Annotated in this window: 18 protein-coding genes; 14 read left to right on the top strand and 4 right to left on the bottom strand. The window is 44.7% G+C overall.

Annotated features, from left to right (window positions below):
• Positions 1 to 287 precede the first annotated feature (287 nt).
• From groES to FEF09_RS13475, 6 genes are all read left to right on the top strand, one after another.
• On the top strand, positions 288 to 569 hold the full coding sequence (groES, locus tag FEF09_RS13500; RefSeq protein WP_012793817.1) for a co-chaperone GroES: 282 nt from the start codon (positions 288 to 290) through the stop codon (positions 567 to 569).
• Positions 570 to 629: 60 nt separating this feature from the next.
• The gene (gene groL, locus FEF09_RS13495; RefSeq protein WP_146305606.1) at positions 630 to 2,264 is read left to right on the top strand and encodes a chaperonin GroEL; all 1,635 of its coding nucleotides are present in this window, start codon (positions 630 to 632) and stop codon (positions 2,262 to 2,264) included.
• Between the two features lie 106 nt (positions 2,265 to 2,370).
• Positions 2,371 to 2,877: an FKBP-type peptidyl-prolyl cis-trans isomerase gene (locus tag FEF09_RS13490; protein ID WP_146305605.1), complete on the top strand. Its 507-nt coding sequence runs from the start codon at positions 2,371 to 2,373 to the stop codon at positions 2,875 to 2,877.
• Positions 2,878 to 2,935: 58 nt separating this feature from the next.
• The gene (locus tag FEF09_RS13485) at positions 2,936 to 3,433 is read left to right on the top strand and encodes an FKBP-type peptidyl-prolyl cis-trans isomerase (protein ID WP_222596964.1); all 498 of its coding nucleotides are present in this window, start codon (positions 2,936 to 2,938) and stop codon (positions 3,431 to 3,433) included.
• A 328-nt stretch (positions 3,434 to 3,761) separates the two neighbouring features.
• A complete protein-coding gene (locus tag FEF09_RS13480; protein ID WP_146305603.1) occupies positions 3,762 to 5,195 on the top strand; it encodes an L-serine ammonia-lyase in 1,434 nt (477 codons plus the stop codon).
• 248 nt (positions 5,196 to 5,443) lie between these two features.
• Positions 5,444 to 8,203 (top strand): TolB family protein, encoded by a 2,760-nt coding sequence (locus FEF09_RS13475; RefSeq protein WP_146305602.1) that lies wholly within the window; start codon positions 5,444 to 5,446, stop codon positions 8,201 to 8,203.
• 175 nt (positions 8,204 to 8,378) lie between these two features.
• Here the strand turns inward: FEF09_RS13475 and FEF09_RS13470 are convergent, their stop codons facing one another.
• The 3 genes from FEF09_RS13470 to FEF09_RS13460 all read right to left on the bottom strand — a co-directional run bounded on the left by FEF09_RS13470 (position 8,379) and on the right by FEF09_RS13460 (position 13,047).
• Positions 8,379 to 8,837, bottom strand: a complete 459-nt coding sequence (locus FEF09_RS13470) for a hypothetical protein (RefSeq protein WP_146305601.1) — start codon at positions 8,835 to 8,837, stop codon at positions 8,379 to 8,381.
• Between the two features lie 98 nt (positions 8,838 to 8,935).
• Positions 8,936 to 11,581: a valine--tRNA ligase gene (locus tag FEF09_RS13465; RefSeq protein ID WP_146305600.1), complete on the bottom strand. Its 2,646-nt coding sequence runs from the start codon at positions 11,579 to 11,581 to the stop codon at positions 8,936 to 8,938.
• 443 nt (positions 11,582 to 12,024) lie between these two features.
• A complete protein-coding gene (locus FEF09_RS13460) occupies positions 12,025 to 13,047 on the bottom strand; it encodes a threonine aldolase family protein (RefSeq protein ID WP_146305599.1) in 1,023 nt (340 codons plus the stop codon).
• Between the two features lie 326 nt (positions 13,048 to 13,373).
• Between FEF09_RS13460 and FEF09_RS13455 the strand changes: the two genes are divergently transcribed.
• The 4 genes from FEF09_RS13455 to FEF09_RS13440 all read left to right on the top strand — a co-directional run bounded on the left by FEF09_RS13455 (position 13,374) and on the right by FEF09_RS13440 (position 16,852).
• Positions 13,374 to 14,231, top strand: a complete 858-nt coding sequence (locus tag FEF09_RS13455) for an RNA polymerase sigma factor RpoD/SigA (protein WP_012793808.1) — start codon at positions 13,374 to 13,376, stop codon at positions 14,229 to 14,231.
• Between the two features lie 240 nt (positions 14,232 to 14,471).
• Complete coding sequence (gene trxB / locus FEF09_RS13450; protein ID WP_146305598.1) at positions 14,472 to 15,416, top strand: thioredoxin-disulfide reductase; 945 nt, start codon at positions 14,472 to 14,474, stop codon at positions 15,414 to 15,416.
• Between the two features lie 224 nt (positions 15,417 to 15,640).
• Positions 15,641 to 15,991: a dihydroneopterin aldolase gene (locus FEF09_RS13445; RefSeq protein WP_146305597.1), complete on the top strand. Its 351-nt coding sequence runs from the start codon at positions 15,641 to 15,643 to the stop codon at positions 15,989 to 15,991.
• Positions 15,992 to 16,096: 105 nt separating this feature from the next.
• Positions 16,097 to 16,852 (top strand): hypothetical protein, encoded by a 756-nt coding sequence (locus FEF09_RS13440; protein WP_146305596.1) that lies wholly within the window; start codon positions 16,097 to 16,099, stop codon positions 16,850 to 16,852.
• A gap of 2 nt (positions 16,853 to 16,854) precedes the next feature.
• On the opposite strand, the gene FEF09_RS13435 is transcribed toward FEF09_RS13440, so the two are convergent.
• Complete coding sequence (locus FEF09_RS13435; RefSeq protein WP_146305595.1) at positions 16,855 to 18,186, bottom strand: MATE family efflux transporter; 1,332 nt, start codon at positions 18,184 to 18,186, stop codon at positions 16,855 to 16,857.
• A gap of 61 nt (positions 18,187 to 18,247) precedes the next feature.
• Here FEF09_RS13435 and FEF09_RS13430 point away from each other — a divergent pair, with 61 nt between their 5' ends.
• The 4 genes from FEF09_RS13430 to FEF09_RS13415 are packed head-to-tail and all read left to right on the top strand — an operon-like array spanning position 18,248 to position 20,601.
• Positions 18,248 to 19,117: a DUF3822 family protein gene (locus tag FEF09_RS13430; RefSeq protein ID WP_177222955.1), complete on the top strand. Its 870-nt coding sequence runs from the start codon at positions 18,248 to 18,250 to the stop codon at positions 19,115 to 19,117.
• Positions 19,108 to 19,659, top strand: coding sequence for an RsmD family RNA methyltransferase (locus FEF09_RS13425; protein WP_146305594.1), 552 nt, complete (start codon positions 19,108 to 19,110; stop codon positions 19,657 to 19,659). The genes FEF09_RS13430 and FEF09_RS13425 overlap by 10 nt, the downstream gene beginning before the upstream one ends.
• A gap of 6 nt (positions 19,660 to 19,665) precedes the next feature.
• Complete coding sequence (gene coaD, locus FEF09_RS13420) at positions 19,666 to 20,136, top strand: pantetheine-phosphate adenylyltransferase (RefSeq protein WP_146305593.1); 471 nt, start codon at positions 19,666 to 19,668, stop codon at positions 20,134 to 20,136.
• Positions 20,137 to 20,166: 30 nt separating this feature from the next.
• On the top strand, positions 20,167 to 20,601 hold the full coding sequence (locus tag FEF09_RS13415; protein WP_146305592.1) for a hotdog fold thioesterase: 435 nt from the start codon (positions 20,167 to 20,169) through the stop codon (positions 20,599 to 20,601).
• Positions 20,602 to 20,616: the final 15 nt, after the last annotated feature.

The raw sequence follows: 20,616 nt of genomic DNA, 5'->3' as shown, positions 1-20,616 counted from the left end.
ATCATTGATATTCATTCAGTAATGATATTTTTATAGTGAGATGTCCGGGGAAATATGACAATTTGCTGCATTGTTGCGTCAGACGATGAGGAAGATATGTCGGTATTTTGAGGATGCAGGCATTGATTCTGTCAGGTTTTTTCTGAAAAAATGGCATTTTTGTCAGTGTGGGCAATATGCCTATCTTCGGTGACTGAAAATTTGACCCGAAAAAAGCCTTGGCACAATTATCGAAGTGCCAAGAACACAATAAACCTTCATATTACCTTTTTAAAAAGTATAATTATATGGCACAAGATTTAAGTATTAAACCCTTAGCTGACAGGGTGATCGTTAAACCCGCAGCTGCTGAAGAGAAAACAGCTGGTGGTATTATCATCCCGGATACTGCAAAAGAGAAACCACAGAGAGGTACTGTAGTTGCAGCAGGTCCTGGTAAGAAAGACGAGCCGGTAACTGTAAAGGTTGGCGATACCGTACTGTATGGTAAATACTCCGGTACTGAGATCAGCATTGAAGGTGGCGACTACTTAATCATGCGTGAATCTGACATTTTAGCGATTGTTTAATCATTCCCGCTACACTGACGGACAAAACCAAAACATTCAACAGAAAAACACAAAGCTATTATGGCAAAACAGATATTTTTTAGTACAGACGCCCGTAACAAAATGAAGAAGGGCGTGGATACCCTGGCAGATGCAGTGAAAGTAACCCTGGGTCCAAAAGGTCGTAACGTTGTAATCGAGAAAAAATTCGGTGCTCCTTCTTTAACTAAAGATGGTGTAAGCGTTGCTAAAGAAATCGAACTGGAAGATCCAATTGAAAATATGGGTGCTCAGATGGTGAAAGAAGTTGCTTCTAAAACTGCTGACATCGCAGGTGACGGTACAACTACTGCTACCGTTCTGGCACAGTCTATCATCGGCGAAGGCTTGAAAAACGTTGCTGCTGGTGCTAACCCAATGGACCTGAAACGTGGTATCGACAAAGCTGTTAAAGTAGTAATCGAAAACCTCGCTAAACAGGCTGAAACTGTTGGTAATGACAACAAAAAGATCGAACAGGTTGCTGCTATCTCCGCTAATAACGATTTCGAGATCGGTAAACTGATCGCTGAAGCGATGAATAAAGTAACCAAAGATGGTGTTATCACCGTTGAAGAAGCGAAAGGTACTGATACTACTGTAGAAGTAGTAGAAGGTATGCAGTTCGATCGCGGTTACCTGTCTCCGTACTTCATCACCAACAGCGAAAAAATGCACGCTGAACTGCAGAACCCTTACATCCTGATCTATGACAAAAAGATCAGCACCCTGAAGGACATCCTGCACATTCTGGAAAAAATCGTTCAGAACGGCCAGCAGCTGCTGATCATCTCTGAAGATCTGGAAGGTGAAGCACTGGCTACTCTGGTAGTGAACAAACTGCGTGGTCAGCTGAAAGTTGCTGCAGTTAAAGCACCAGGTTTCGGTGACAGAAGAAAAGAAATGCTGCAGGATATCGCAACCCTGACAGGTGGCGTTGTAATCAGCGAAGAACAAGGTTACAAACTGGAGAATGCTGACCTGAGCTACCTCGGTCGCGCTGAATCCGTAACTATCGATAAAGACAACACGACTGTTGTTGGTGGCAGAGGCGAGAAAGAAGCAATTCAGGCTCGTATCAACCAGATCAAAGCACAGATCGAAGTAACTACTTCTGACTACGATCGCGAAAAACTGCAGGAACGTCTTGCTAAACTGAGCGGTGGTGTGGCTGTACTGTACGTAGGTGCTGCTACTGAAGTAGAAATGAAAGAGAAGAAAGATCGCGTTGATGATGCACTGCACGCTACCCGTGCTGCTGTTGAAGAAGGTATCGTTCCTGGTGGTGGTGTGGCTTATATCCGCGCTATCGAAAGCCTGGACACACTGAAAGGTGACAATGCTGACGAACAGACAGGTGTTGCTATCGTTAAACGTGCTATCGAAGAGCCACTGCGTCAGATCACTGCTAACGCTGGTATCGAAGGTTCTATCGTAGTACAGAAAGTAAAAGAAGGTAAAGGTGATTTCGGCTTCAACGCCCGCACTGAAGTATACGAAAACCTGCTGGCTGCTGGTGTTATCGACCCGGCTAAGGTTACTCGTATCGCACTGGAAAACGCTGCCTCTATCGCAGGTATGCTGTTGACCACTGAGTGTGTGATCGCTGACAAACCAGAACCTAAGTCTGCTGCACCAGCTCCTCACGGTGGTCACGGAATGGGTATGGACTATTAATATAGTATCCAAAAATATAAGTGAAAGGGTGTCTGCTAAAAGCAGATACCCTTTCCTTTTTTAAGCACTTCCTGTAACTTTAGGGTATTTTCTCCGTTATAAATGTATGAACGCATATTTACGCGCCGCTTTTAGTCTTTTATTATCACTTGTCCTGATAACCGGTTGTTCAAAAAGTGAGCAATCCGAGGCATATAACGACGTCGGTGACTACGAACGAACAATGAGAGAACAGGATGTTGCTATTCAACAATATATCAGCGCCAATAACCTGAGACTGGAGCACGACTTCAGTGGCATTTATTATAAAATTGAGAATCCGGGCGATCAGGGTGCCTTTATGAACCTGAACTCCGTCCCTACATTGAGCTACGTACGCCGTAATCTGAGAGATTCCATTCTGGACGCTTCTTTCGGTAGCACTAACTTTGATGGCCGTGCCCTGAAAGACCATATCGTAGGCTGGCAGGTCGGATTACAGAAAATTGGAAAAGGAGGAAAAATATTTCTGATCATTCCTTCTCCCTTAGGTTTTGGTAATATAGCCGTAGGTAATATTATACCTGCAAATACCGTTCTTGTCTGCGACGTGGAACTTGTAGACTTTAAATGATTCACCCGTAATTAATTATCAATATTATAAATTCGAGCACTTCATGAAAAGATTTCGCATGAGACATCTGCTCTTTATCGGAGCAGCGATAATGATGGTTTTTTTTGCAGCTTGTAGTAAAGACAAAACTGAGCCTTATGACCCAACTCCTCAGTTCAATAAAGATGTTGACTCTATTAAGGCTTATCTGAAAGCCAAAAACCTGACAGCTATACAAGATACGCTCAGCGGTATTTTCTATAACATTTCTGTACCAGGTAATGGCGTGGACACCGTGAAATACAACACCACCAAAGTGAATGTATTATATACCGGTAAACTGCTGAATGATGTGGTATTTGACGCTACTACAGGCACCACCACACGCGAGTTTCTTGCGGGACAAGTGATCGTTGGCTGGCAGTTCGCACTGACTAAAATCACTAAAGGTGGTAAGATCAGGGTATATATTCCGTCTTACTACGGATATGGTAATCAGGCGAAAGATGGCATTCCGGCTAACTCTCCGTTGATCTTCGATATCGAACTGGTAAACCTGACCAACCCAATACAATAGTATCGTACTTTACACTTTATACTGAGAAGCCTGTTCTGTAATGGAACAGGCTTTTTTTATCAGGGAATCAGGCATTATTGTGCTAGTATTCTTCCTGTCAGGCTGATAGCGAATGCTTGTTTTTGTGAGCTTTCAGGACAGAAAGACTCCTGTTGATAAGAGACGAACCGATTCCTGACCCGTACCTGAATGAAACAGCATTACAATTTTATTACACGAGTCTGGTAGAGGCGTGCTATGCAGGAGTGCCCTGTAATGATATTGTAATACGGCTATATGTAATGAGGCGGTATGCAAATTCCGCTTACATTTGTTCAAATTCTAAGTCGTGGCACACGAATGTATATCGGTTTTTGATATTTTTAAGATAGGTGTAGGTCCTTCCAGCTCACACACGTTAGGCCCATGGCGGGCAGCCCTCCAGTTCCTGAATGAAATTCAGTCTGCAGGACGAAAACTTAGTTCCATAGAACATGTTAGTGTTTTGTTATACGGTTCATTAGCCAAGACCGGTCATGGTCACGGTACGGATATCGCGGTACAATTAGGTCTTTGTGGTGATGACCCCGTTACATTTGATGTGAATCAGATAAATAGCAAAATGGATGATATCCGCAGAAATAAAGAGATGATGCTGGGCGGTACCCATTGCATTGCATTTGATCCCTTGCAGGATATCTCTTTCCTCTTTGAGGAATCATTGCCCTTCCATCCCAATGCATTGACCTTCCTCGTCACTTTTGTGGATGGAGAACAACAGGCAGCTACCTATTACTCCATCGGTGGCGGATTTGTGGTAAAAGAAGGCGAAGGGTCTGGTGGCGGTGCAGCGCAGGTTGATCTGCCTTTTCCGATAGATACAGCCCGGCAATTGCTTCAATGGTGTATCAAAACAGGCTATTCCATTTCTGAACTGGTGATGGAAAATGAACAGGCATGGAGACCAGAAGCAGCCACCAAAGCAGGTGTCATGAATATCTGGCGTGTGATGAAAGAATGTATCTACCGTGGTTCACATACAGCAGGCGAATTGCCCGGCGGACTCCGTGTAGCCAGACGTGCAGCCGCGCTGAACAAGAAATTATTAAAAGGACGTACCTATACTGATTATGACTCCTGGATCGCAGCAATCAGAGAAGGTGGTAACCACTTCGCTTATACGCTCGATTGGGTAAGCTGTTTTGCATTGGCCGTTAATGAAGAAAATGCTTCCTTCGGTCGTGTTGTGACCGCACCGACAAATGGTGCCGCAGGTGTAATCCCGGCAGTACTGCAATACTTTATTGCCTTCTGTGATGGTTATCAGGACGAGAAGATTATGCAATTCATACTCACCGCTTCCGAAATCGGCAGTATCTTCAAAAAACGTTCTACCATCTCCGCCGCAATGGGTGGTTGTCAGGCAGAGATCGGCGTATCCTCTGCAATGGCAGCTGCAGCACTGACCGAATGTCTGGGCGGTTCTCAACGTCAGGTGCTCATGGCAGCGGAAATAGCCATGGAACATCACCTTGGACTCACATGTGATCCTATCGGCGGACTGGTACAGGTGCCCTGCATTGAAAGAAATACCATGGGCGCTATCAAGGCTATCACCGCTTCGCAGCTGGCTTTACAGAGTAACCCGGAACTGGCGAAAGTGTCACTCGATGCAGTCGTAAAAACCATGTGGGATACCGCACTGGATATGAATAGTAAGTATAAGGAAACTTCTGACGGCGGATTAGCTGTTAATATACCGATCAGCCTTCCGGAATGTTAATATCAATCAGGAATTACGAATCAACAATTAGCAATAATTAACTGATTCGTAATTCCTGCATTTTTTTGATCCATTGTATTTGTGCGGATATCCCAGAAGCAATAATGGTCATTACAGCCATTCCCATTGTAAGCCTCAATTCCTAATTCGTAATTCCTAATTTCTAACGTATCTTGTTTGATATACCTGCAATTGATATGAAAGCTATCTCCTGCCTTCTGATATCCATACTGTTTCCCTTTACCTTAATGGCACAAACATTTGGAGGTAATCCTCCTTCTGTAAAATGGCGCCAGATCAATACTGATACCGCTCGTGTTATATTCCCCGCCGGTCTGGAGCAGCAGGGACAGCGCGTTGCTAATCTGATTCATTATATTGACAGGTATACCCGTTCCTCTATTGGTAACCGGAATAAAAAGGTCAATATCGTACTGCAGAACCAGACGCTGGAATCTAATGGTTATGTTGCCATGGGACCTTTCCGTTCTGAATTCTATCTTACACCACCACCGGCATCCGGAGACCTTGGGTCTTTGAAATGGGAAGACCAGCTGGCGATTCATGAGTATCGTCACGTATTACAATACCGTAATTTTAATCAGGGACTTACCCGGGTTGCTTATTATGTCATGGGTGAATTGGGGATGGCTGGTCTTGCCAGTATTGCAGTACCTAACTGGTTCTGGGAAGGAGATGCGGTGACAATGGAGACAGCTCTGAGTATGCAGGGCAGGGGACGTCTGCCTGCTTTCTTCGATGGCTTTAGGGCACTTTCACTTGAACATCGCGATTACAGCTACATGAAGATCAGAAATGGCTCTTATGTTGACTTCACTCCCAATCACTATCCGCTGGGATATCTTATGAGTATGTATGGCCGTGAACACTATGGCCGTACTTTCTGGAAAGATGTAACAACTGATGCCGTACGCTACCGGGGATTCTTCTATCCGTTGTCACATAGTCTCAGGAAACGTACCGGCTATAATTCTACTGGTCTCTATCATGCCATGCTGAAGGAATATCAGCCACTATGGAATCAATACGCAACGGAACATAGTAAACCGGGCAAAGCTTTGCTGGAAGCACCCAATACCGTTACCAATTATAAATACATCTATCCGGTAAAGCCCGGAGAATGGCTGATCTATAAAGATTCTTATCAGCATCTGGCCGGTTTTTATCTGCTGGATAGCACTGGTCATCAGACACTTGTGACCCGTCCGGGTATGAACTTCGATGATTACTTCAGTTATCGCAATGGACGACTGGTATGGACGGAAGCCCGTTTCCATCCCCGTTGGTCGTGGAAAGATTATTCTGTAGTGAAGACATATGATATGTCCACCGGAAAGACATCCACACTCACACATACCACAAGGTATTTCTCGCCTGATATTTCTGCAGATGGCAAACGTATTGTGGCAGTATCCACACTGTCATCACAACGATATGGCGTGCAGGTGCTGGATGCACAGACAGGTGTGTTGATCGATTCATTACCTAATCCTGATAATTGGTATTATACCTATCCGAAATTCTCTGCTGACGAACAATGGATCATCAGTAATGTGCGTAATAATCGTGGTGAGATGGCCATGCTGCGTCAGTCGCTGAAGACCGGAGAAAAGGAATTGCTGACTCCTTTCTCATTTGCCGTATTAGGCATTCCTGTGATCAGTCAGGACACTATATATTATACCGCCGCCTACAAAGATGTAGATAACGTATATGCACTGACGTTGTCTGATAAAAAGATCTGGCAGGTGACAGCGCATTCCAATGGCGTATTACATGCTGCTGTTGATAACAGTTCACAACAGGTGATCTATAGCGCATTCGGAACGAAAGGATATGCGCTGTATGCAACACCGCTGGCGCCGGAAGAATGGCAGCAGATAGATACGGGACGTAATTATCATAGTGCATGGTTACAACCTGATTTTCAGGAAGGCGGTAGCATACTTGAAAAAGCACCCCATGAACAGTATACGGTAGCAACCTACTCCAAAAGCAGTCGCCTGATCAACTTTCATAGTTGGCTGCCAACATTTGATGATCCTGATTATAGCGTGACTTTATACGGAGATAATATTCTTGGAACAGCTTCCACTGCCATTGGGTATACTTACAACCGTAATGAAGGAAGCTCCGGCTTTACCGGTGATTTCATCTATGGTGCATTGTTCCCTTATTTGCAGGCAGGAGCAAAGTATACCTTTAACCGGTCTGATATCTTTACCGGTAAAGGACGTTTATACTGGAAGGAAATGGATGTGCACGGAGGATTTACAATTCCCCTGAACTTGTCTGCTGGTTTATATAGCCGTAGCTTATCAGTGTCTTCCATGTATCACTATCTGGAACGATTCCCACAAGGTGCTTTCCGCTTTGTGAACCCGAGCATACAATACATAGGGAATACGCTTGTGTTCAACAATCAGCGTATCAGGGCCAGACAACATATTTATTCTCATTTCGGACAATACATCGCTTTACAATATAACCGCTCACTCACGAAATTATTTGCTGAACAGTTGTTCGCAAGACTGGATCTGTATCTGCCTGGTATTCTGCCAAGTCATAGTCTTGTACTGCAGGGCGCATGGCAGCAGAGAGATACTTCCCGTAACTACTCTTTTACGGACAATTTTGCGTACGCCAGAGGATACAATGAGCCGTTCTATGAACATGTGTATAAACTGGGTGCGAACTATCATTTCCCGATTGTCTATCCGGATTGGGGATTTGCACAGTTGTTTTATCTCATGCGTGTCAGGGCAAATGTCTTCTATGATTACAGCAGGGCCTATAATTTTATCAGTAAGGTAAATACCGAGTATAAATCTACCGGGGGAGAACTGTTCTTCGACACAAAAATTGGGAATGAGATACCCTTTACCTTTGGTGTAAGGTATAGTCACCTGTTTGATAAAGATCCCGTTGATAGGGCAACACAAAGATTCTCATTCATTCTTCCATTGCAGCAGCTGTTTAGTTATTGATACTTTGCTGGCAGTGTAGTTTATTGTCCGCAAGGATTGGCTTTTGTCTGTAAACAACGGACAAGAAATAGCTATAAATCACCTTTCCCTTAATTTATGTCGCAGACACCTGTCTGGATGCCTGACATAAGCCAAAGGAGGTCATTTCCGCAGCTATAGGATAACTAATCAGTTATTAACGGACGTCGAAACGAAGTTTGGGAGCTCTGTACAGTTTGTCGCCGGTATAGTTGATGATGATATTATCGAAGTAAAACACTTCATTTCTCTCAAGCATTTCTTTGATACGTTCTACCCAGATGGCAGGGAGTCTGTCACCCTTAAAGTCGTCTCCGACAAATTCGGAATAGAAGCCGGGTTTACCGGTTGTATCGTTCAGGTAAGGTTCCTTTCTTTCGTAGGTGAACTGGAAGGATACCACAGGATATTTATTATTCTTTTCGTCCCTTACTACCAGTGGAGAATCAAGCAGTTTGATGATTTCCGGGCGCGGAAGCGTATCCGGCAGGAAAATGCCCCAGGTACTGCGGAAGCGGGTGGTAGTAGTAGTTTTACCGGTAGCAGCTGTTGCAGGTTTTTTAACTGCAGGTTTCTTTGGCTTCGCAGTTTGCGCCAATACTGGCATGCTGGCCATCAGTAAGAGGATTCCCGAAATCAAATAACATTTACGCATAGTATAAGAAGGGATATAAAAATCGCCCGGAGTAGTTAACGTCCGGGCGATATTGAAAATTATAGTGATTTCAAACTTTCCGTAATGGCAGCAATTTTTGCCTCAGCGTCTTTCTTCTTATTTCGCTCTATCTCTACCGCTTCCGGTTTTGCATTCTGGACAAATTTTTCATTGCTCAGCTTTTTCTCAACTGATACGAGGAAGCCTTGCAGATAAGCGAGGTCTTTTTCCAGCTGGTCTTTCTGAGCACCTTGATCCAGTACGGTTTCTGTACCGAGGTAGAACTTGTCTTTCTGTACTACCAGTGTGATACAACCAGCTACCGGCTCTTTGGTATAATTGATTGCTTTCGCATTTACCTGTTTGGAGAGCATGCCTTCGATTTGTTTAAAAGCAGCTTCCTGCAGGGTATCGATATGCAGGACGATTTCTTCTTTTGGCTTGATCTGGTGCTTGTTACGTGAATCACGGATGCTGGTGATGACTTCTTTAGCCAGTTGACCTTCTGCGAGCATTTTTGCATCAATAGTACCGGGAGCACCATACTGTCTGATAATCAGGTCATCACCTGCCGGACGTTCTTTCAGCAATTGATACACCTCTTCTGTCAGGAACGGCATGAATGGGTGCAGTAATTGCATCAGTTCTTCGAAGAAGTAAACAGTTTTTGCATATATGCCTGCATCACAAGGCTGTTCGAAACCGGGTTTTACCCATTCCAGATACCAGCTACAGAAATCATCCCAGATCAGGCTATAAAGTGCTTTCAGTGCTTCGCTCAGTTTGAAGTCGGTAAACTGGTCAGCTATCTGTGTTTTTACTTCATTGAGTCTGCTTTCAAACCATCTGATAGCGAAGTGGTCAACCGCGGTATTTGCATCACCGGTGGTATTGGCTTCCCACATTTTCACCAGTTTCAGGGCGTTCCAGATCTTGTTGTTAAACTTACTACCCTGTTCCAGTGCAGCTTCGTCAAACAGCAGGTCATTACCCGCAGGGGAGGAGATCATGATACCGAAGCGAACGGCATCAGCACCAAAACGCTCAATGAGTTCCAGCAGGTCCGGTGAGTTACCCAGCTGCTTACTCATTTTGCGACCTTGTTTATCTCTAACCATACCAGTGAAGTATACATCACTGAATGGCTTTTCGTTTCTGTATTCCTGACCAGCCATGATCATACGGGCAACCCAGAAGAAGATGATATCCTGTCCGGTTACCAGTACATTGGTTGGGTAGTAGTAATTGATCTCTTCGTTGTCTGGCTGAGAGATACCGTTAAATACTTCCATTGGCCATAACCAGGAAGAGAACCATGTATCCAGACAGTCTTCATCCTGACGGAGGTCTGCGGCAGTGTAGGTCGCACCTTTCGCCTTGAACTGAGCGATAGCAGCGTCTACGTTCTGTGCTACCTCGAATGTACCATCAGGCGCATAGAAAGCAGGGATTTGTTGTCCCCACCAGAGCTGACGGGAGATACACCAGTCTTTTACATTCTCCATCCAGTATTTGTAGGTAGCGAGGAAGCGGTCGCCCGGATGGATCTTCACGTTTCCTTCTACTACTGCATCCAAAGCTGGTTTAGCCAGTTCTGCCATCTTCACAAACCACTGCGTACTGATACGAGGTTCAACCACAGTATCAGGGTTACGCTCGCTGTAGCCGAGACGGGTAGTATATTCCTGTTCTTTTACCAACAGGCCTTGTTCGTCAAGTGCAGCAATCACCTTTTTACGGGCTTTGAAGCGGTCTTCACCAATGAATACGCCGGCAGCAGTGCTGAGGGTACCATCGTCGTTCAGGGTGTCAACTATTTCCAGATTATGTTTCAGACCAAGGTTATAGTCATTGATATCGTGTGCAGGCGTTACTTTCAGCGCACCTGTACCGAATTCTTTATCTACGTACGTATCAAAGATGATAGGCACTCTGCGGTTTACCAGTGGTACGATCGCGTAGTGACCTGCCAGGTGTTTATAACGTTCATCATCAGGGTTTACGCAGATAGCGGTATCGCCCATGATGGTTTCAGGACGCTGCGTAGCGATGGTGATGCTTTCGCCGGTAAGATTATTTTCAGAATCGGTGATGGCGTATTGAACATGGTAAAGTTTACCGTTGATGTCTTTATACTGTACTTCTTCATCACTCAGCGCAGTTTTTGCTTTCGGATCCCAGTTGATCATGCGGGCACCGCGATAGATCAGGCCTTTGCTATACAGGTCTGTAAATACTTTGATAACTGCCTGATAGTAATGGTCATCCATGGTAAAGGTTACCCTGTCCCAGTCGCAGGAGCATCCAAGCTTTTTGATCTGGCTATAAATGATGCCACCATATTTATCTTTCCACTCAAACGCGTATTTGAGGAACTCTTCACGGGTAAGCTGTGATTTCTCAATACCTTTTTCGGTTTTGAGCATGTTCACCACTTTTGCCTCTGTTGCAATAGATGCATGGTCGGAACCAGGGACCCAGCAGGTATTGTATCCGCTCATACGTGCACGGCGCACCAGGATATCCTGTACGGTTTCGTTCAGGGTATGTCCCATGTGCAGCACACCGGTGACGTTAGGAGGAGGGATCACAATGGTAAAGGGGGGACGGTTGTCCGGTTTACTACGGAAATAACCTTTGTCCATCCAGTGCTGGTACCATTTGCCTTCAGCAGCAGCAGGCGTAAAATTTTTAGAAAGTTCCATGCTTGCGATATATCATTTATATAAGTGTGCAAAAATAAGAGAATAACCGATTAGAATCATCTCCGTTTTTGGGGAGGGGAGTCACCTTTCCTCACTTTTCAGAGTAAAACGACCGGTTACAAAAAAAATGCGACCGGGTATACAATCCCGGTTGCGTCTGCCAGCGGGGCTGGCTAGTTTTGACCAACTTTAGAAATTATTGCCAGCAGATAACCCCGTAACATACTTGTTATTAACTGAATCACCTTGCTAAAATTGAAATTTAAAGTCATTGCCGTGTCAGGACAATAGCTCACCGGCGCGCGTAGCAAAGGGATCGATCTCCATGATTACCGGCAGGTAACAGAGTGGCTGAATTTAGAATAAGGAGAAGGGCTGTTCACCGTAAAGCGGACAGCCCTCTTATTCTATTATCTGGAAGATAATTCCATTTTTTGAAAAGACTATTCCATGTGGGAGATAACAGCACAGGTTTTTTCCACCATTTCCTGTGTAATATCAAGGTGCAGTACCATACGGATTTGTGTATCGGAGATCGGCGTTACCAATATGCCTTCCTGTTTCATATAGTCTGCAAACAGTTTCGGCGTCCATTCATCCTGTACATTAAAGATGAGGATATTGGTTTCTACCGGCAGCATATGTCCGACAAAGGTTTTCTGTAACAGGTATTTGGCAATCTGTTTGGCATTCAGATGGTCTTCTGCCAATCTGGCAATATGATGTTCCATGGCATAAAGTCCGGTTGCTGCCATATAGCCAGCCTGACGTAGGCTACCACCTAACTTTTTCCTCACCCTGCGGGCGGATTTAATAAACGCTGCGCTCCCCAGTAGCACGGAGCCCATAGGACAGCCCATGCCTTTGTTGAGGCAGACAGAAATCGTATCGAACAGTTCCCCGAATGTCTTCGGATTTTCCCCGGTTGCCACAAGCGCATTGAACAGTCTGGCCCCGTCCAGATGTAGTTTCAGGTGATTATCCCTGCATACGTTTTTAATCCTTGTGATTTCTTCAATATCATAACAACAGCCACCTCCGCGGTTAGAGGTGTTTTCAAGGCAAACCAGACTGGTAGTGGCTTTGTGCACATCGTCAGGGTTGATAGCTGCGGCTACCTGTGCAGCGGTGATCATACCACGGTCACCCTCGAGCGCGCGTACCTGTGCGCCCGCATTAAAGGCGATACCGCCGCCTTCATATATATATACATGGGCTAAGTCGCTGCAAATCACTTCATCACCCGGTTGGGTATGTACTTTGATCGCAATCTGGTTGCTCATTGTGCCAGAGGGGCAGTACATGGCAGCTTCTTTGCCAAAATATGCTGCCATCGTGGCTTCAAGCTGGTTTACGCTGGGGTCTTCGCCAAATACATCATCACCGGTGGCTGCTTCAGTCATCGCTTTAAGCATTCCGGGAGTTGGCTTTGTGAAAGTATCACTCCTGAAATCAATAATCATCATTGAAGAATTTGCAATGTATCGAATAATAAATTAGTGAAGTTAATAATCTGAAGTTGATTATTTTTCAATTGTTAAAATTTAACTAAAGCCGTGAAAATACCTAATAAAGGGTTATTAAATATCGTTTATATAGAGTACTTTGTTATAGCAAATTGATGGCTTGAAAAGTATTTGGCGGTGTGGGGTATTAGCACGATCTTTGCAGGCTAATTTGTTAAAACGATAATGTTAGAGGAGTGGAATAGGTTGTAAGATAATTATTTAAAATATCTCAACAAAAAAATTCTTTTGATGTTATTCAATTTATAAACTAATAAACTTTCAATATGAGGCAACTTAAAATTGCCACCCAGATCACAAACCGTGATTCGCAGGCGGTAGAAAAATACCTGCAGGAGATTTCAAAGATCCCTTTGTTAACACCTGAGGAAGAGACCGTTTTGGCGCAGCGCATTAAGATGGGTGACCAGAAGGCTCTTGAACGTTTAACTACAGGAAACCTTCGTTTCGTAGTATCAGTAGCAAAGCAATATCAACACCAGGGCTTAAGCCTCAGCGACCTCATTAACGAGGGCAATTTAGGGTTGATCAAAGCTGCGCAGAGATTCGATGAAACGAAAGGGTTCAAATTCATTTCTTATGCTGTTTGGTGGATTCGTCAATCCATACTACAGGCTTTAGCAGAACAGGGCCGTCTGGTTCGTCTGCCGCAGAATAAAATCGGCACTTATAATAAAGCTAACAAAGCCTACATGGCATTTGAACAGGAGAATGAAAGAGAACCTTCAACAGAAGAGTTAGCAGAGATCCTGGAAATGTCTGAGTCAGAGATTAACAATATCTTCCAAAGCAATACCCGTCACATGTCATTGGATGCTCCGGTTCACGAAGCAGAAGATGTGGCAATGGGCGACCTGCTGGAAGGTGGTGATATCACTGATGATGATGTAATGCGTGATTCACTGCGTGAAGAGATCCGCCGTGTGCTGAAATCACTCAGCCCTCGCGAAGCGGAAATCGTAAACGCATACTTTGGTCTGGATGGAGAGAATGGAGCAACGATCGAGCAAATCGGTCAGAAGTACGACCTGACAAAAGAAAGAATTCGTCAAATCAAGGAACGCGCCATCAAAAGGCTGCAGAAAGCCCGCTACAGCGGAGCACTGAAATCTTACCTGGGTTAATCCCCTGTTAAGATGGAGGAGAAGAGGATAAGCATTAAGTTGCTATTCAAATCATAGATCTATAACTTTTATATAGATGCACCGGCTGTAATTTTATAGCCGGTGTTTTTTATTTTATGGGGAAACGTATTTTTGCAAGCCATATGCCTGGGCGTTGTTCGTCTACTTGTCATGTGTGCCGGTAACGAATACGGACATTCATAAACCATCATTATACCTTATTAATATTACATAGTAAGCATGGAAACTAACCAACAGGAACATGTACATTTATTGATAATAGGTTCCGGACCGGCAGGCTACACTGCCGCTATATATGCCGCAAGAGCAAATCTTAAACCTGTACTTTACCAGGGTATTCAGCCAGGCGGTCAGCTGACCATCACAACAGAAGTAGAAAACTATCCGGGTTATCCGGAAGGTATTCAGGGGCCTGAAATGATGGTGGACTTTGAAAAGCAGGCTACCCGCATGGGTGCTGACATCCGCTTTGGTCTGGCTACATCCGTAGACTTTAGCAGCAAACCATATAAAGTAACGATCGACGAATCTAAAGTGATGACAGCTGATGCTATCATCATTGCTACAGGTGCTTCCGCCAAATGGCTGGGAATGCCTTCTGAGCAACGTCTGAACGGTAGCGGTGTATCTGCCTGCGCTGTTTGTGACGGATTCTTCTTCCGTGGTAAAGAAGTGGCGATTGTAGGCGCTGGTGATACCGCTGCCGAAGAAGCACTGTACCTGTCCAAAATGTGTAGCAACGTTCATATGATCGTTCGCCGTCATGAAATGCGTGCATCCAAAATTATGCAGGACCGCGTACTGAAAACTTCCAACATCATCGTATACTGGAATACTGAAACCCAGGAAGTACTGGGCGAAAATAAAGTGGAAGCAGTTAGATTGCTGAACACTGCCAAAAATGAAGAAACAACCGTTCCGGTAAGCGCGTTCTTCGTAGCAATCGGTCACCAGCCCAACTCCGCTATCTTCAAAGATTATCTGGAACTGGACGAACAGGACTATATCAAAACCGTACCTGGCACTTCCCGTACTAACGTGGAAGGAGTATTCGCCTGTGGCGACGTACAGGACAAGATCTACCGTCAGGCAGTAACAGCTGCGGGTAGTGGTTGTATGGCTGCACTGGATGCAGAACGTTATTTATCTGCCCAGGGCTTCTAAATAATTAGCAATCAGGAATTATGAATCAGAAATTGGGTTTAAAATTTCTGATTCATAATTCCTGATTGCTTTAATAAATTGTCGTTGGCGGTATAAATTAATACTATGCTGACTACCCAACGACAGTACTACTCATCTGCTGCTCAAGAGATTGTCTGAACCTTTGTAGAAAGACTCCTTCCATTGGAAGTCTCAATTCCTAATTCGTAATTCCTGATTTTCTTATGCTTACCGTTGGATTAGAACAAGCTACCTTTCGCGCATTTCATGGCTTATATCCGGAAGAACGAGTGATAGGCAATGAATTTGTCGTAGACATCTTTGTAACTATTCCCGGTACACATCATATTGATAGTATCGCTGAAACGGTTAATTATCAGGGACTTTATAATATCGTGAAAAAGATAATGGCCGTTCCACAACCCCTGCTGGAACAGGTCGTATATAATATCAGCGACGCTGTAAAGGAAAAATATCCTGAAATCCAGCGCTCCGTTATTTCTCTTAAGAAAATGAACCCTCCCATGGGGGCTCCTATACGCAACTCCATCGTAACACTCGAAAAGAACTATTAACAGGGCATTTTCCCCTGCCTTCACAGATAAATACATATACGGTATGGGTTATCTGTCGATAAAGCGTTAAATTTAGTTAATTTAATATGTGTAAAATTCCGCCCTATGTTTTATAAGGTATTTACATCTGCTGCTTTATTCCTGGTATCTGCATTCACATATGCCCAAACTCCTGAAGAGATGGTTGACCAGGCCAGACAACTGGAAAAACAAATGAAAGAACCTGCTGCTTTGTCCCTTTACAAAGATGCACTCAAAGTACAACCTGATAACATTGCCGCACTGACAGGCGCCAGTGAACTCAGTGCCCGCGAAGGCAGCAGAGCCGCCGACAAGGATGAGAAAACACGTAATTATACTGAGGCAAAAAATTATGCAGATCAGGCAATCAAAATAGCACCTGAGAACGCGGAAGCTAACTATGTGATGGCTGTAGCATTAGGGCGTGTAGCCACTACTCAGGGGGCTAAAGAAAAAGTCGCTGCGTATAAAGAAGTGAAAAGATTTGCTGAACTGGCGATCAAGTTTAACCCTACTTATGCTAAAGCCTATTACGTATTGGGTAAACTGAATTACGACATGGCAAATATGAACGCTCTGGAAAAAGCGGCAGCCAAAATGCTGTTCGGCGGCTTACCGGAAGGCTCGCTGGATAATGCGATTACCAGCTTCGAAAAATGCCGTAAACTGGACCCCTCTCTGCTGGTCAATTATCAGGACCTCGCGAAAGCCTATAAAGACAAGGAAGAACTGGAAAAATCCATCGAAGTATTGCGGAAGGCGGTGACCCTGCGTCCAATATATCAGGATGATCCGGGCATCAAGTCCACCTGTAGAAAGATGCTGGAAAGCATGGAGTAATCTCAGATAGACCTTGATTTCCATCTCCCGCTGCGCAGATAGAAGAAGCAAAGCACAAAGATGATGGTCCAGTAAAAGAAATCAGCCAGCCAGGCTACATATAGTGGGCTGCGCCACTGCTCTACCACAATACTGCAATATAAGAGGTAACCCAGTACTGCGGCGAATTCAATGCCGAGGTTAATCCTTGTATTGCCGGTACCCGTCACAGCACTCAGTACGACCCCGGATATGGCCATCAGCAGGGTGCTCAGTGTAATAATGCGGACAGAAGGAATGGCCTCTTGTATCAATGGCATATCCGTCGTGTAAATACGCAGGATATTATATGGGAATAGATTAACCAGTATACACACAACTACCGCGCATAATAAACTGATCATGACAATTTTACGGATCACGCTGAATACCTGATCCGTTTTTCCCTGACCAATAATATTACTGACCATGGTGTTGCAGGTTGCCGCAAGGGACCAGGTAAAGACACCAAAGAATCCGAAGATACTTCTGAGCATATTGGAAATAGCCAGCGGTCTTTCGCCAAGGTGTTCTATAAAAATGAAGAAGATAAACCAGCTGCCAATACTGAACAGGAACTGTACGATCAACGGCGCAGAAATAGTCAGGATACTGCGCATAATAGCCCAAGAGGGTTTCAGATACTTAAATAACAGAAAGCGTTTGTGAAATCCCATACCAAAGAGAATGGTATACGCGACAGTCATGCCTGTGCCTTCGGCAATGACAGAAGCAACCGCTGCACCGTTTAATCCGAGGGATGGCAATCCAAGTTTGCCGAATATCAAAGTGTAGTCAAAGAAAATATTGACTACTTCCTGACATAAAGAAGTCACCGCCAATACTTTGGAATTACCGCTGCCGATGTAGAAGGCATTGGCCATACTCAGCATCATCAGGAATGGGAGGCCCCAGATACGGATGCGGATAAAGGACAATGCAGCCTCATATATCTGTTGATTATGAAGGCTTTTCGAAAAGAACCATGGCGCCAGCAACAGCGTGATCGCTATAACCAGAAAGGAAGAACCCAGTCCGAGTAACAGACCATTAGAGAAAAGGCGGCCAATTCCTTCTGTATTCAGCTGACCTGCCCGGCGGGCGATCAGGACCTGTAGACCGTTATTCAGGCCATAGGCGACCATGTACATCACCAGATAATAAATACCGGCAATACCATTGGCTGCCAGCTGAAACTCTCCCAGGCGACCCAGGAAAGCGGTATTTGTCATGTGATTTATCTGTGGAATAATGAGAGCCAGGCATATAGGGGCGGCAATTTTTATTATTTGCCGCGTATTTACTTCGAACTGCATAGCTGCAAAAGTCACGTTTTTTGAGTATTATTGTGCCATATCTAATGTATTAATAATGTCTGTGTCCTATAAAATTCATCCTGCCTTTGCTGCGGATGATGCATCTCTGCTCGAGACGGATCTTACTTCCTGCCAGCTGCTTGTTCTAATCGGAAAAGGGACCTTCAGTTATGTAGTGTATAATCCGGCCGCGAAAAAGTTCCTGGCATTGAAATCCTATCATTTTCTGCCGCAGAAGACTGCTACCGCAGATCTGCAGATGATTGAACAGATATTCGATGCAGACAAGCTGTTATTCACCAATTTCAACCTGGTGCAGCTGGCCTTTGATGGCGTAAACAGTACATTGGTGCCCGAACAGCACTATAATCCATCCCTGAAGAAGGATTATCTGCATGTCATTTACCCTGAACAGACCCAGGAACTGGTGCTGGCAGATGTATTGACAGATCAGCAGCTGGTCAATATCTACTCAGTAGATAAAGACGTGATGGGCTTTTTAAGAAAGGAATTTTCGACAGACAAAGTGATCCACGCTAACTCAGGATTGCTGAAGTCTTACCGTTTTGATAACGATTTTCTGGAATTGAATGGGGTCGCTTATGTTGATATTCAGCAACATAAGTTCTCACTGACCATTTTCAGGTTTGGCAAACTGCTGATTCAGCAGGATGTGTCCAGTCAGACGGGATTGGATGTAGTGTATCATCTGGTGAACATACTGCGTCAGACCGGTCTTGATGAACAGCTGGTGAAGGTGAAAGTAGGAGGGGCGGTGACATCTGATTCACAGATACATGAGGAGTTACGCCGCTTCATTCCAAAACTGGAATGGATGCCTCGCCTGCCGGGCTTCTGGTACATCCCGAAAATGGAGGAGATTCCAGGCTATTATTTTAACAATCTTTATGCGATGGCATTATGCGTATAATCGGAGGAGAGAAGGGAGGATTGCGGTTCCAGCCGCCAGCAAATATGCCGCATACCCGTCCCACAACAGACATTGCCAAGGGCGGACTATTTAATATCCTTGAGAATAATCTGGAGTTCGACGGACTGAAAACACTGGATATTTTCGGAGGTACGGGCAGCATTAGTTATGAGCTGGCATCCAGAGGCGTGACTGACCTGACTATTGTGGAGAAAGATCCGAATATGGCAGACTTCATACAGAAGACGGCCAAATCATTGGAAGTACCCCTGAAGTTGCAGCGTATGGACGTGTTCAAATACCTGGAACAGTGTACAGAGACATTCAACTTCATTTTTGCTGGTCCGCCGTACGCGCTGACCACGATTGACCAGCTGCCTTTGATTGTCTTCGAAAGACAGTTATTGGAACCGGAAGGTTGGTTCGTACTGGAACATACCCCCCGCAATAACTACAAGAATTATTCATACTACCGTAGTGAACGTAACTATGGTACCACCATCTTTTCGATCTTCATTAATAGAGAGGAGCTGAAAAAATAAACAGGCATGAAACGTATTTGCTTATTCCCGGGCACTTTTGATCCGATCACGCTTGGGCATACAGATGTTATAGACCGTTCTCTGGATCTTTTCGATGAAATAGTGGTAGGTGTCGGCGTGAATGCTGCCAAGACCCCGATGTTCCCGTTGGAACAGCGGATTGAATGGATCCGTGAGATCTATAGTGACAGACCGAAGGTAAAGGTGATCTCTTATGAAGGATTGACCGTAAATACCTGTAAAGAGATTGGGGCACAGTTTATTTTGCGTGGTATCCGTAGCATTGGCGACTTTGAATATGAGAAAGCAATCGCTGATGTGAACAGGATGATGGACGAAAACATCGAGACTATTTTTCTGAGCTGTTCGCCCCGTTATTCCACTCTGGCATCTTCGCTGGTGAGGGATGTACTGCGTTATGGCGGCGATGCTTCTCAGCTTTTGCCGGCAAATATTATCAGGCAGCTCAAAGCATAATCTTTTTTCACTTTTAATGCGTCATTACCCATGAAACCAATATGGCATTCTCTGGATATTTCCCTCGACCAGCTGAACGAATATGGTAACAAGACTTTGTCCGGCCATCTGGGCATGGAATTTACAGAGATAGGTCCTGATTATCTGCGGATGATTATGCCGGTGAATGATCAGACAAAGCAGCCATTCGGCCTTTTACATGGCGGTGCATCTGCCGCGTTGGCGGAGACGGTGGGTAGTGTGGCATCCTCATTGATCATTGATCCGAAGAAACAGATCTGTGTGGGATTGGATATCAACGCCAATCATCTCAAGGGTGTATCTGAAGGGTATGTACATGCAATCGCGAAACCATTACATATCGGGTCAACAACGCATGTATGGGATATCCGGATCTGTGACGATGATAATAAACTGATATGTATCAGCCGTTTAACTGTGGCCGTAAGAGATAAAAAAGCTTAATGCCCTTAAAGGCAT

It is taken from the genome of Chitinophaga pinensis, assembly GCF_007896845.1.
Taxonomy (GTDB): Bacteria; Bacteroidota; Bacteroidia; order Chitinophagales; family Chitinophagaceae; genus Chitinophaga; species Chitinophaga pinensis_C.
Note: the sequence above shows the minus strand (reverse complement) of the source record. Positions and strands in the feature narration are given on the sequence as shown.